The organism is Ferdinandcohnia sp. GQ5, from assembly GCF_059759275.1.
The window spans coordinates 72,756-86,175 of sequence record NZ_JCAXEW010000011.1 but is presented as its reverse complement, the minus strand read 5'-3'; the positions used below and the strand labels follow the sequence as shown (position 1 = coordinate 86,175).

Genomic DNA, 13,420 nt, shown 5'->3' with positions numbered 1-13,420 from the left:
GAAAAAAACATACCTCAAAAAAGATGTTTAAAGGGTCATGATTTTATTTGGGGTGACAAAATAGAGCTGTTTGTCTGCCACTTGTTCACCCGTGATTCTTTCCCAAATTCGCTGGTATAGGTCGATTTGGCTTCGATAGTATTTTGTTAATTCTGGTAGCATCTCAACATCCCTTGGCCTGTCTGTTTTATAATCAACAATCTTCCAAAAACCCTTCAGTTTATAAACGAGATCAATGATTCCATTTACAAAAACAATCTCAGCATTGTCCCTTTTTTTGACATATTGATACAAAGGATCTTTTGCATCGATTTGTATAGTGAAAGGAACTTCTGTTAGAACTTGATCTGCAATTTTGAGCTCTGCCCAAATCGTCGATTGTTTAAAACGTTCCACAACTTGCGCGATTTCTTCCATTCGTCCTAAAGAGATTTCGTGTTTTTTCATGGTGGATACAATAACGATTTCAGCTTCTTTACCTTTAACGACCCCCTCAAAAACCTCATGAACGGCAGTTCCCCATGCCAATCCTCCACCCTCCTCACGTTCAATTCCGAGCGTGAATATATCTTGTTTTTCTCCAGAAGGGCTAAATGTAGCATAGGAAGGTTGTTTTCGGTCCTCGAGCCAGTCCAGTAATCCTTGTGTTTCAAGTCTGTAATCATCTTGAGTTGTGATATTTCCCTTTCTGTCATTTTCATCCGTTATCGCTTCTGGGATATCTATATCCTCGAGCACAGGTAGTCCATCTAATAGAAGACTCCATGGATTTTTCGTATTTTTAGACTCAAATGTACTAATGATCATGGCTTTCTCAGCTCTAGTAGCAGCAACATACAGAACGCGAATTTCTTCAGCTAGTAAGTATGCTTCCTCCTCGTCTAAGTGTTCCTCCCAAAACAGGGGTTGTGCAACAGGTTTCGTCGTTTGACCATGCTTTCTTCCAAACATAAAATACCCCGTAGCGCCATTGTCTTCACGTTTGATATGGGACCATATTTTATTGCGAATTTCAGGTTTTTTACCGGGATGGGCTATGAATACAATCGATGCCTCCAAGCCTTTTGCTTTATGAACATTCATGATTCGTACCGCATTTTCGTCTTCCTCAAGGCTGATAACATTTGTTTTTTCCTCAATTTGCGTTTTTACAAATTGAACAGCTTGTCTAAAGGTTAATGCCTCTTCTTCCTCTTTTACCCTCAGTGCTTCAAGGATTTGGATGAGATTTGTCATTTCCCTCTTACCATAGGTTTTAACGGCGAATATTGGGTATAAACCGATATCCTCCACTATTTTCACAATTGCGACAAGCGGTGAAAAGGTAGTTTTCCATTTGACATATTGTTGTAGCTTTGAGATTGCAACATCAAAATGCTGTTTCGTTACTCCATTTAGACTTTCGGGAGTTTCCGAATATAAAGAAAATGCTCCTCCTGCCTGTCTCCATTGGAATAGTTCCTCATCACTGATACCAAACCAGACACTTCGAAGTGCTGCAACGAAAGCAATTTGATCAGTCGTATCCACAAGAGCATCGAGAAGGCGAAGAAGGTCCATGAATTCGGGAATTGTTCCAATTTCCATTTCACCGCTGACACTCACTGGAATCCCTACTCCCTCCAAAACGCGCGCGTAAACATCAATACCCTCTTTCTGACGAGTTAAGATCATGAATTCAGCTGGCTCATGACCTTCATTGATTAATTTTTGGATATAACCCGCTATACACTTTGCATCTTCATCTAGCGTTGTCGTTTTATTTTTTGCGAAATTATCCGACAATACTAGTTTCTTAATCCCTGCTATAACGGAATTACCTGCTTCTTTATAGGAATACAATGGACGGTATGCGGCCTGATGGACTGTTTCTTTTTCGGGTAGATGCTCCTGAAATACGCCATTTAGTAGGCTTGTAACAGTTTCAACCGTTCTGAAATTCATGATTAACTGAAGAACTTCACCACCATGAGCTTCAATCAGTTCCTTCACTAGATTGTAAATATCAATATCGGCACGTCGGAAACGGTAGATTGCTTGCTTTGGGTCTCCCACAACAAAAAGGGAGCCAGGACGTGGTTTACACTTTGTCCAATTTCGTTCCGAAACATCGTCTCCTGTTAAATAAAACATAATTTCCGCTTGAATCGGATCCGTATCCTGAAACTCGTCTACAAGCAACCTTTTGTATTTCTGCTGAAAATACGTACGTACTTCTGAATTGTCCTTTAAAAGGGCTGCTGTTTTCATCAATAAATCCTGAAAATTCATTAATGAGCGTTCTTGTTTCATTTTTTCGTATTCTTTTAGAGCTTCATTAAATAAGTCAATGACAAATGGATGACAAAATTCATTCCACTTATTCAGCAATGGCTTGATTTGCGCATCAACAAAATCGGTTATTCTAGCTTCATATTCCTTAGCATCTTCTTTTGAAGTCCATCGGTTCTGCGTAACCTTTAAGTTTTTATCAAACAATCGAAAAATGGTAATCATTAGAGAGTCCGTTTTGGCATTGAATCTTATTTGACGTAGTGATTCTTCCACGGCTTCCTGGAGTTTGTCGGGTCCCTTGGGAATATCCTCTGGTATGCAACGACTTGCTTCTGATAAAAGTGATATAAAACGACGAAACACATCATCAAGATATGGTTTTTCCACTGCATCACTAGCCCAATGAACATCTGGATAGTTTTTCATATATCGGAAGCGATCTAACAAATCCTGTTCCTCAATCGCAAGTTCCTTCATCATTTTCGCTTTCTGTGGGTTATCTTGTTCTAACTTATGTATGTAAACAAGCCATGCAGCCTCAGCAATTTTTTCATCTTCTGAATCTTCAAGTTCCTTAAATTTAACATCAAGACCCCCTTCAATTGGCCTTTCTCGTAGTAATCGAGCACAAAAGGAATGAACCGTACCGATAAAGGTTTGTTCAATATTTTGCAATGCTTTTTCAAGCAGAAATTTTACGTCCAGGTCTGATTCTTCTTTACACTTTTTTTCGAGAACGGTTAAGAATCGTGTTTTAAGCTCATCTGCTGCCTTTTTTGTAAATGTGATCGCGACAACCTCATCTATTTTCGCCGTTCCTGTATATATAAGATTGACCATTCGATCAACTAGGCTTGTCGTTTTCCCCGAACCCGCTCCAGCTTCTACGAGAAAGTTTTGATTCAATACATTTGTAATCTTTTCTCTTGCCTCTTGATCAACAATTACCTTAGTCATAGGCGCGCACCCCCTTAAAACTTGTTAATCCTTTTGCCGTCTCGTCTTGTTGTTTTTGTTTTAATGTTTCTTTGTCATATGTGGAACGTCTGCATATTTGTTTAAACTCACAGAATTTGCATTCATTCTCATCATCAGTCATCGTGAAATGCCCATGTTCCACAATCGAAAGAAGCTTGTCTAAAATGTCCTTTCCATTTGTACGGGTGGCTTCTTCCTGCTCTCGTTCAAATCGTTTCCCTGCTCCCTTTCGGGTTGGAAATAAATAAGAGCTCTTTTTCACCGCTCCATCTTTTATTCCCAAATGCGCTTCAATTGCAAGTGTGTAGAGGAGATGTTGGAGTTGTCTTCCACCTTTAAAAAACTCTTGTGTCTTATATCCCCAACTACTTCCCGTTTTATAATCAATAATATGGTATGAACCATCAGGTAACTGATCAACTCGGTCGATGATTCCCCTAACATGAACCTTTCCTGATGGAAGTTCAATCACTGCTGGTGCGTCTTCACCAAAGGAATATTCAAAATACAAGGGTTCCCCTAACTCATTATTTTCTTCTTCGATTCTCAAAAAGGTTTCACACGACTCGATTATTTCCTCCTTCTCAAGTCTTTCCGTTCGTGCATTTGGTGGTGGAACGAGCGTTTTTACAAATTCTATCCTCTCTTTTGCTATTTTGGTTAGCAAGAGTATATGTTTTTCGAAGGAAGGTCTTTCATTACGGGCTTTGATTTCTTTATAGAACTTCTCAAAAATCTCGTGTAGCAAACTTCCCCTCGTTTTTGCGTCAAGCCATCGAGTCGGGTCATAGGAAATATCCTCAATTACTTTTAGTCTCAAAACATTTTCTAAAAAATAGGCATATGGGCATTTAGCAATCTTTTCAAGTTTTCCTGCAGAAATCGTAATATCTTGGTTGTTACGAGGATCAAACTCTGACGTATCACTTTCTATTTTCCCTTCATACACGGTGAAGGCAGGGTCTTGCCTCATCCTTTCAGCATGAAGTCCTCTTGCAATATTTGCATGCCCATCTAATACAGATTCCGCTTTAAGATTAGTTTGAGAATCTATGATGTGGTAGGTCCACCAATCTTCTCTAGCTACTATGTGTTTTCTATCCACACCAGGAACATTCTTTTGTAGAGTTGTAAAATCTGCCGAAATATCACCTGATTGAATTCGGTAGCATTGCAAAAACAAAAAGGCGGGTGATATTACTCGGTTTTCATTAACGTTAAATCTACAGTAACTCACGGTAATCTCATGGTTTGCAGCTGAGGCTAATAGCTGAGACATGAGATAGAGATTGCGTTTCGCCTTGTCCTTTTCTAACGGAAGGAATCTACCTAATTTCTCACGTTCTATATCAAGCAATAATGGGTCTTCCCCTGAACTCCCTGGAAACCGTTGATTGTCCATTCCAACAATAAATACATGCTCACGATTCAAATAGATACCATTTTTATAGGACGAAATATGTAAAAAGCCAGGCTTTGGTCGGGAATGGCCAATATGTATTGACAAAAAATCATCCTCAAATTTTTGATAAACTTCTATTATAGCCTCATTTGCATAGGGCAACAGGTCATCAATTCTACCTAATAATGTCTCTTTCGCTAGTTGGTCAAATACGGAAGAAACTTTACAATAGTTTTGCAGAAAATATTTAATCGTTTTTAGCAGATCACTATAGACAATGGTTCCATCATGTTGGATTGTAGGTGTTTGTTTGAATACAGATGAGAACCATTTTAATAGCCATTGATAATGCTGGATTCGTTCCTCTGAAGTGTTTTGTTGATTGATTTTGTCATGGATTTGTGAAAGATAACGCTCTTTCCCCCAACCAATATGTGCATCCCTTAGCAAGTTTGCAATTCTAGCTTTTGACGGCGCGTCTTCTCTCAAATCCAGTAAATTTTCCTGAAGAAGGTCCAAGAAGACTAGCACACTATAAACTTCCTTCATCCAAGCCAGGATGCCTGCCACAAACTTTCCAGGACGCGTAAAACCAATTGGAATCCCCTCACCGTACGTCACAGGGAGTTGCATTCGTTCCGCTAGATGATACATAGTGGTTATATATTTCGAACTTGCTGTGTAAAAGATTACTGCCTCATCAAACCTGATTCCTTTTTCCTTCATGCGAAATAGTACTTCCTTTAGCTCCGTATCCTCCGTTTTAGCAGAAAAAAGGGAAAGTGTCGGAATCGTTGTTTGGCAATGTTCTACATCAAAAAGATAGCTTAATGGTGTTTCGCCACCGAAAACAACCTTTGAAAAAGAAGTGCTTTCAGGTATCTCCATACCTCGTACTGCTTCCATCGGTAAATGGAAGTAATTTGCTGGAAGTATACTCTTTATAAATTCTACTTGAAGGTAAGCTAACCTTAAGTTGCTCTGAAAAATGAAGACTTGGTTTCTAGAGTGATATTTTCCTAGAGCACTCCTGAAAAGCTCGGCTTCATCAATCATTTTATTTTTATGAAGAAATTCTTCATAAGTCGCTAATATTCTTATCATATCTTCGCCTTTTGCAGGTGAAACAAAATCTTCCCTCGAAACTGAGCTACTTGTGTAGCCATCCAGGCGCAATAACTTTACTGTTTGGTACATCCTTTGGCTTAAAGTCGGCGTGATTTCAACCTCTTGAAAATAGCGAAAGTCCATCTTTTGCTCCGACAGTAGGGAATACATAAAATGAGTTCCTAGTGTGTCACTGATGAGTTGGTTTTCTTCTTTAGAGTAGGCATCAAGTGCAAGATCCTTAACAGTTTTGATTTTGATATTTACCGCATTATTTTTATTTTGAGTAAATTGCCTTAGTATTTGTTCGCCAATCATATATGAATCCACAAGTAAGATTTTTTCCGTTAATAAATGCTTATTACATATCGTTTCGAGGTGTTTAATGAGAACTTCCAAGGTTTTCACTCTCCATTTTCGTGACTAGCCGTAACTTCTTTGTTTCTAACGGCGTGATATCTGTTCAATCGATTTTTACCAAAATAAAAGGACGTCTAAATCTACATTCAGACATCCATGTTGTATTAACCTAATATTTGTTTTATCGTACTAATAGTATTCCCATTTATCGGTTCGCTAAACTTCCCATTTATTCGAACCGCAGAGCCGAAATGGTATTCGGTTGCATGAACTTTTTCATGAATTTCTACAATATTGTTGTGTGATAAGCCAGATCCTGGCATAACGACCGGTGATGGCTTTTCGTTAGCTAATGCAATCATTTCCTTAAGATTTTCTACACCTTCTAACGCCTTTGGCGCTCCTCCAGAGGTTAATACCGTTTGGATAGAATCACTATATTTTTGAAGGGTCTTATATGCCTCAATAATATCCTTTGCTTCATCAATTGCACGGTGGAAGGTAATTTTCATTCCATCCGCTGCTGCAATCACTATGTCAAGAAAGGCTTCATCAATCTCTCCGCTTTCCGTTAATGAACCAAAAACAATTCCTGTGGCACCAAGGTCCTTACAAACCTTTATATCTTCCAAAATCACTCGCTTATCTTCCTCTGAATATATAAATGAGTACCCATGAGGACGAATCATAACATGAACAGGAATGGAGACCGCTTGAAGAACATCCTTTATAATTCCATACGAAGGTGTTAAACCTCCTTCTGTCATTGCCGTTACTAATTCTAAACGATTTGCACCATGTTCTTCGGCCATTCTTGCATCTACTGCGTCTTGTACAATAATTTCAAGTAACATGTTTATTTCCTACCTTTTATGTAATTTGGTACCGCGGGGACGGTTCTTATGGTCCTTATAAGGAACCAAGAGAACCGTCCCTCTGGTCACTTTGACACTCTTCCCCACTTACCTTATTTTAAACATCTTGTACATATAATACCCCATTGTCCCAAAAAGAGACACAAAAAAACCAATCATGTACCACATGCCTAGACCTTCATTTCCTTGGGCGACGTTAATCATTTCCAATGCACCAATCACTAGGAAAAACGTAAGAAGGAAATTCATCACGACGAGCATTTTTCGAGATGCTCTATATATGCCTTCTGCGTTTTCGGGTGTCACCTCAACAGGGTAATTATGAATATGCGGAAACTTACTCAAGATAAACATGGTCTTGAATAAAAAGGTTGCAATGATTGGGAGGATGAGAACACTACCTTTACCGCCCCAGCTATTTGGCTCACCAGAGATATTAAAGTGGGTAGGTACTCGATCCGGGATTTCACCCCAACTTACGATGATGTAAACATAAATACCAACTAAAAATAAAATTGATAGCGTTTCTAGTATTCTTTCAGATATTGTTTTTGGGAGTTTAAGCACTGGTTTGTTGGACATAAAAAAACCACTCCTTCCTCATACTTTTAATACGATGAAGGGGTGGTAAGGGTTTCAATTTAAGACATTAATTTCATAAAAATGTATTTCATGGTTGATATTGTATCTGTTACACTAAAAAAGAAATATAACACAATCGTGTTAGGTTAATAGCACGTTGCAAAGGAGAATACATATGAGTACGTTCGAACAAATGTTAGAGAAATATGCTGACTTAGCTGTGCGTGTAGGTGTTAATGTACAGCAAGGACAAAACCTACTTATCAATGCACCTATCTCAGCTGTAGAATATGTTAGAAAAGTTGTAAAAAAAGCTTATGAGGCCGGAGCAAGAAATGTATATGTCGAGTGGAATGATGACGAAATTACACGCACTCGCTTTGATTTAGCACCAGATGAAGCATTCCTGGATTACCCAATGTGGAAAGCGAAAGGAATGGAAGAACTCGCTGAAAACGGAGCTGCCTTTTTGTCTATCATTTCATCAAATCCAGATTTACTGAAAGGTGTCAATCCTGAGCGCATTGCCAATGCAAATAAAACTGCTGGTCAAGCACTGGAAAAATACAGGAATTATTCTCAAGCTGATAAAGTAAGCTGGTCCGTTATTGCTGTGCCATCAGAAAGCTGGGCTGAAAAAGTATTCCCAGACCTCTCCTCTGCAGAACAAGTTGAAAAGTTATGGGAAGCGATATTCCAAGCAACTCGTGTAGATACGGAAAATCCCGTACAAGCTTGGAAGGATCACAATGCAACTTTGCATGCAAAAGTGGAGTACTTAAACAAGAAAAAATATAAAAAATTGCATTATACAGCGCCTGGAACTGACTTGATGGTAGAACTTCCTGAGGGTCACGTTTGGATTGGCGGTGGTGGTGAAAACGAACAAAATATTCAATTCGTAGCCAATATGCCAACAGAGGAGGTCTTCACCGTTCCTGCAAAAGAAGGTGTAAATGGTTATATAAGCAGCACGAAGCCACTCAATTACGGGGGAAGCTTAATTGATAACTTTACGCTCACATTTGAAAATGGACGAATCGTGGATGTAAAGGCTGAAGCTGGTGAAGACACACTCAAACGCCTTGTGGAAACAGATGAAGGCAGTCACTATTTAGGTGAGGTTGCGTTAGTTCCACATAGTTCACCTATTTCACAATCAAAAATTCTGTTTTACAATACTCTTTTTGATGAAAATGCCTCCAATCACTTTGCAATCGGAAACGCATATGCCTTCTGTATTGAAGGTGGTAAAACAATGTCGCGGGAAGAGCTTGTAATAAAAGGAGCAAACTCAAGTATCACACACGTTGACTTCATGGTCGGTTCAGGTGAAATGGACATCGACGGCATTACGAATGATGGCACCACCGAACCCGTTTTCCGTAAAGGGGACTGGGCATTCTAATATAATATTGTCTCTAGTAAATTTAACAAGTCATATATAGGCATCATTGGAGGATTTTCTCTTCCAGTGGTGTTTTTTTCTTTTTAATTATAAAATAGCCAATAATTTTATTTATTGATGCTATTGAATTTTAGATAGTATTATGTAAATATAGATGACAAGACACTTGTATTTCCAGATGTATCCCTTAAACTTTTTATAACCAAAAATTACCTTACCTAAGTTTGTGAAATTATTATCAAACTTATTTATCCTAGGAGGAAAAACTATGAATCTATTAAAATTGCGTAAAATGTTACAGGAGTTCTTACTTGAAGATTTAGGTGAACTGGATGTAACAAGTCAATCAATTTTCCCAATTGAACAAACAAGTCAAGGCGTATTTATTGCTAAAGAGGAAGGAATTATTTCTGGATTAGCCATTATTAAGGAAGCCTATCGCTTATTAGATTCTACCATTGGAGTCGAGCTTCGTTTTTCTGACGGAGATTATGTTTATGCTGGCGATTCAATCGCAACAGTAAGTGGACCGACATCCCACCTACTCACTGGTGAAAGAGTGATACTGAACCTTATCCAACGAATGAGTGGAATTGCAACCGTTACAAACAGATGTGTAGAAGCTTTAAACGACCCTTCCATTCGTATTTGTGATACTAGAAAAACCATTCCAGGACTTCGTATGCTTGATAAGTATGCAGTTGTAACGGGTGGTGGCAAAAATCACCGTTTTGGGCTCTATGATGGGGTTATGATTAAGGATAACCATATCGCCTATTGCGGTTCGATTACAAAAGCGGTTGAAGCGGTACGCGAAAAAATTGGCCATATGGTAAAGATTGAAGTTGAAACGGAAAACAAAGAAGAAGTCTTGGAAGCTGTGGAAGCTGGAGCAGATGTGATTATGTTCGATAATCGTAGCCCTGAAGAAGTGAATGACTTCACAAAGTTAGTACCAAAGGGAATCATCACCGAAGCCTCTGGCGGAATAACTTTAGATAATTTAGCCACCTATTCCGGTACCGGTGTCCAGTATATATCATTAGGATTTTTAACCCATTCAGTAAAAGCCCTTGATATTAGCTTGCAAGTAAAAGAAGGTAACAAGAAATCTTCTTTCAATGAATGATGATATGCTACCCGAGTACATCTGACTTGTTAAAAGTACGGGTGGAACTCGGGTAGCATGACCTTTGGGGGTAATGTGAATGTCTAAAAAAAATTGGATTTATTCTTTCTTACTTTTAATTAGCAGTATTCTTTTAGCAGGTTGCTTGAATAAAGTTGGTGCGGTGTCTGTCGCTGATACTGGCGATATTCGAACGACTATTATTGGCGGACGGACAGGTGGCGCATGGTCTGTTTTTACAGAAGGTATCGCCGAGTCGATTCGTCGTGAAAATAAAGGTTCACTTATTACGGTTGAGCCTGGCGGAATTGTTGAGAATCCGGCTAGTGTTGGAACAAACACGGTCCCTTATGGTATCTCCTATGCCATGACAGCTTACGCAGCATTTAGTGGAACAGAACCTTATAAAGAAGCCTATCCAGATATACGGGCGATTAGTGTGGTGATTCCTGCTAACTATTATCAATTAATCGCACGAGCTGACGTGGAATTCGATTCATTGGACGAGGTGATTCAAAAGGAAGCACCGATGCGGCTAGCAGTTGACCAAAGGGGCTCTGCGGGTGAAATCATAACCCGAACGATTTTACAAGAGTACGATGTAACCTATAAAGATATAGCATCTTGGGGTGGTTCTGTTGATCATTTAAGTGGTTCAAAAACGTTTGAATTGATGGGAGATAATCGAATCGATACAACAGGAGATGCAGTATCCGTCCCATCCAGTGATATTTTAGAGGCGGCCATCACAAATGACATGAAATTTATTTCGATGGACCAAGATATACTTCAAGATGTAGCAGATAAGCTAGGAATGGAGCTAGGTACAATAGCGGCAGGGAGTTATAATTTTTTAAATCAAGATATACACACCCTATATACCCCTGCTATTTTAATTGTTCACAAGGATGTTCCTGAAGAAGAAGTGTATCGCGTTACAAAGGCTATCTATGAAAATGTAGAATATCTAGGCACAGTCCATAAGGAATTTAAGAAGCTATCAGACGAAAACTTTAGCAAAGTCGGGAAGGTCCCTCTTCATCCTGGTGCAAAGAAATTTTTCGTAGAAAAAGGACTAATCCATTAAATTTAGAAGGGAGTTCCCGAGATAATGGGCTTTACAAATTATATAACTAGAACCTTTTCTGAAGGTGAAAAGCGTGACTTGACAGGTCCCGCTGCTAAATATTTTAAAAGTATTGCATTCATCTTATCACTATTCCAAATTGTGTCTGTTGTCTGGGGAAAACTAGATCCGATCCAACTGTTGGCAACTCATCTAGCTTTCATTCTAATCTTGACCTTTTTATATTATAGTTTTTCAAAACAAAGCAGAACAAGCGCTACACCGACAATCCCTGACTATATTTGTTCACTCTTAGCTTTAGGTGCCGGATGTTATTTTAATATCCACGCTGAACGAATTTCGGAACGGATTCCAATTGTCGACCCTATGTCCCCTTTGGATATTTTTGTTGGCTTCGTATTTGTCCTATTAAGTATCGAAGCAGCACGTCGCACGATTGGAATGCCGATCGTCATCATCGTTTTAATTGGAATCAGTTATGCACTTTGGGGCCATCATTTAGGAGGACTCATTTGGCATAGGGAATTTTCGTTTTCCGAAGTAGTTGAAGATCTAGCTTATAGCTTTAACGGCCTTTGGGGTTCACCAATTGCAGTTGCAGCATCATTCGTGTATATGTTTTTACTATTTGGAGCGTTTTTACAAAAGGCGGGTGCGGGTGAGTTCTTCTTCCAGTTGTCGACAGCTCTTGCTGGAAGAACCCGCGGTGGAGCAGCCAAGGTAGCCGTCATTGCGAGTGCATTTTTTGGCATGATTTCTGGTAGCCCAACAGCGAATGTTGTAACAACAGGCTCATTTACGATTCCAGTGAGTAGGCGTTCCGGATACAAACCAACATTTGCGGCAGCAGTTGAGGCAGCTGCATCGACTGGAGGTAGTATTTTACCACCAATTATGGGGTCCTCTTCCTTTTTAATGGCAGCAATTACTCAGATTCCATATATTTCGATTGTTATTGCTGCCATTATTCCTGGAATACTTTACTATACTTCATTGCTTGCGATGGTTCATTTTGAGGCAATAAGATTAGATTTACCAAAGGCGAATAAAGAAGACATTCCTAACGTTTCAAACGTGTTAAAAGAAGGCTGGTACTATTTTATCCCATTGGTTATCTTACTCTTCTTTCTTTTAAATGGCTATAGCGCATCTAGAACTGGTTTTTACGGTGTATTAGCAATAATCGTAGTTAGCTGGTTTCGTAAAAAAACCCGAATGGGTGTTAAGCAAATTTTTGAAGCGATGCTTGATGGTGCAAAATCCTCTATCCCAGTAACAACAGCTTGTGCAGCGGCTGGGCTAGTTATTTCAGGTATCATGTCAACGGGACTTGGTGGTAAATTAACGAGTATTGTCCTTGGACTAACTGAAGGTATGCTCCTTCCTACCTTGATTCTAGTTATGCTCATTTGTATTATTTTAGGAATGGGAATGCCGGTTGCTGCTGCTTATATTTTAACAGCGATGTTAGCTGCTCCAGCCTTAATGGAATTAGGTGTTTCATTAATGGCTGCCCATTTATTTATTGTTTATTTCTCTATTTTTTCAGCGATTACACCACCTGTTGCAGTCGCAGCTTATGCCGCTGCCGGTATTGCCGATAGCAACCCAAACCAAGTTGGGATAGAAGCAGTTCGACTAGGTTTAGTGGGCTTCATCATTCCATTTATGTTTGTTTTAGAACCTGCACTTCTGCTCGATGGTCCACCTATTGAAATTTTTGTTTCATTCTTAACTGCGGTTATCGGTGTTATTGCACTTAGCGCAGGCGTGATTGGCTGGCTACAAAAATGTGCGACTTACCTTGACCGCATACTGTTAATCTCGAGTGGTCTATTGCTGATATATCCACATGTTTTATTCAGTAGTATGGGCATCATTTTATTTGTATTGGTGATTGCAGTACAAAAAAAGCGCCCAATACAATACACTCCACTCGAAAAAGGGGCTTAAAAGAAAAAGAGTTCGGTGTTGAAGTGACGGGTTCCAAATTTGGGTAGTAAAAGAGTAAATCACAATACATTTTAAGCGTGAATTCACAAACGAATTCACGCTTACATTTTTTATATTGACTTCGGACACAACTACCATAATTTTGCCTTGGCTTTTCCGAAGTTACCTCTACTTCGGACACACTAACGATGATTTTGCCTTCCCCTGTCCGAAGTTACCTCTACTTTGGACACAACCGCGATGTTTTTATCTTCCCTTGTCCGAA

At 39.2% G+C, this 13,420-nt stretch carries 8 protein-coding genes; 4 read left to right on the top strand and 4 right to left on the bottom strand.

Annotation, left to right across the window (positions count from 1 at the left end; all coding sequences use genetic code 11):
- Positions 1-27: 27 nt before the first annotated feature.
- The 4 genes from AC6CHV_RS14680 to AC6CHV_RS14665 form a co-directional block, all read right to left on the bottom strand.
- Positions 28-3,231, bottom strand: coding sequence for a UvrD-helicase domain-containing protein (locus AC6CHV_RS14680; RefSeq protein WP_498079103.1), 3,204 nt, complete (start codon positions 3,229-3,231; stop codon positions 28-30).
- Entirely contained in the window at positions 3,224-6,160 is a 2,937-nt protein-coding gene (locus AC6CHV_RS14675) for a PD-(D/E)XK nuclease family protein (RefSeq protein ID WP_498079102.1), read from the bottom strand. Before AC6CHV_RS14675 ends, AC6CHV_RS14680 begins: the two co-directional genes overlap by 8 nt.
- Positions 6,161-6,285: 125 nt before the next feature.
- Positions 6,286-6,975 (bottom strand): copper homeostasis protein CutC, encoded by a 690-nt coding sequence (locus AC6CHV_RS14670; protein WP_498079101.1) that lies wholly within the window; start codon positions 6,973-6,975, stop codon positions 6,286-6,288.
- Between the two features lie 108 nt (positions 6,976-7,083).
- Entirely contained in the window at positions 7,084-7,578 is a 495-nt protein-coding gene (locus AC6CHV_RS14665) for a DUF1648 domain-containing protein (RefSeq protein WP_440272692.1), read from the bottom strand.
- Between the two features lie 175 nt (positions 7,579-7,753).
- Here AC6CHV_RS14665 and AC6CHV_RS14660 point away from each other — a divergent pair, with 175 nt between their 5' ends.
- The 4 genes from AC6CHV_RS14660 to AC6CHV_RS14645 all read left to right on the top strand — a co-directional run bounded on the left by AC6CHV_RS14660 (position 7,754) and on the right by AC6CHV_RS14645 (position 13,155).
- Positions 7,754-8,986, top strand: a complete 1,233-nt coding sequence (locus tag AC6CHV_RS14660) for an aminopeptidase (RefSeq protein WP_341332204.1) — start codon at positions 7,754-7,756, stop codon at positions 8,984-8,986.
- A 268-nt stretch (positions 8,987-9,254) separates the two neighbouring features.
- Complete coding sequence (gene nadC, locus AC6CHV_RS14655) at positions 9,255-10,115, top strand: carboxylating nicotinate-nucleotide diphosphorylase (RefSeq protein WP_341332205.1); 861 nt, start codon at positions 9,255-9,257, stop codon at positions 10,113-10,115.
- 79 nt (positions 10,116-10,194) lie between these two features.
- Positions 10,195-11,202 carry a TAXI family TRAP transporter solute-binding subunit gene (locus AC6CHV_RS14650; RefSeq protein WP_341332206.1) on the top strand — a complete coding sequence of 336 codons (1,008 nt, stop codon included), beginning with the start codon at positions 10,195-10,197 and terminating at the stop codon, positions 11,200-11,202.
- A 24-nt stretch (positions 11,203-11,226) separates the two neighbouring features.
- Positions 11,227-13,155: a TRAP transporter fused permease subunit gene (locus tag AC6CHV_RS14645; RefSeq protein WP_498079100.1), complete on the top strand. Its 1,929-nt coding sequence runs from the start codon at positions 11,227-11,229 to the stop codon at positions 13,153-13,155.
- Positions 13,156-13,420: the final 265 nt, after the last annotated feature.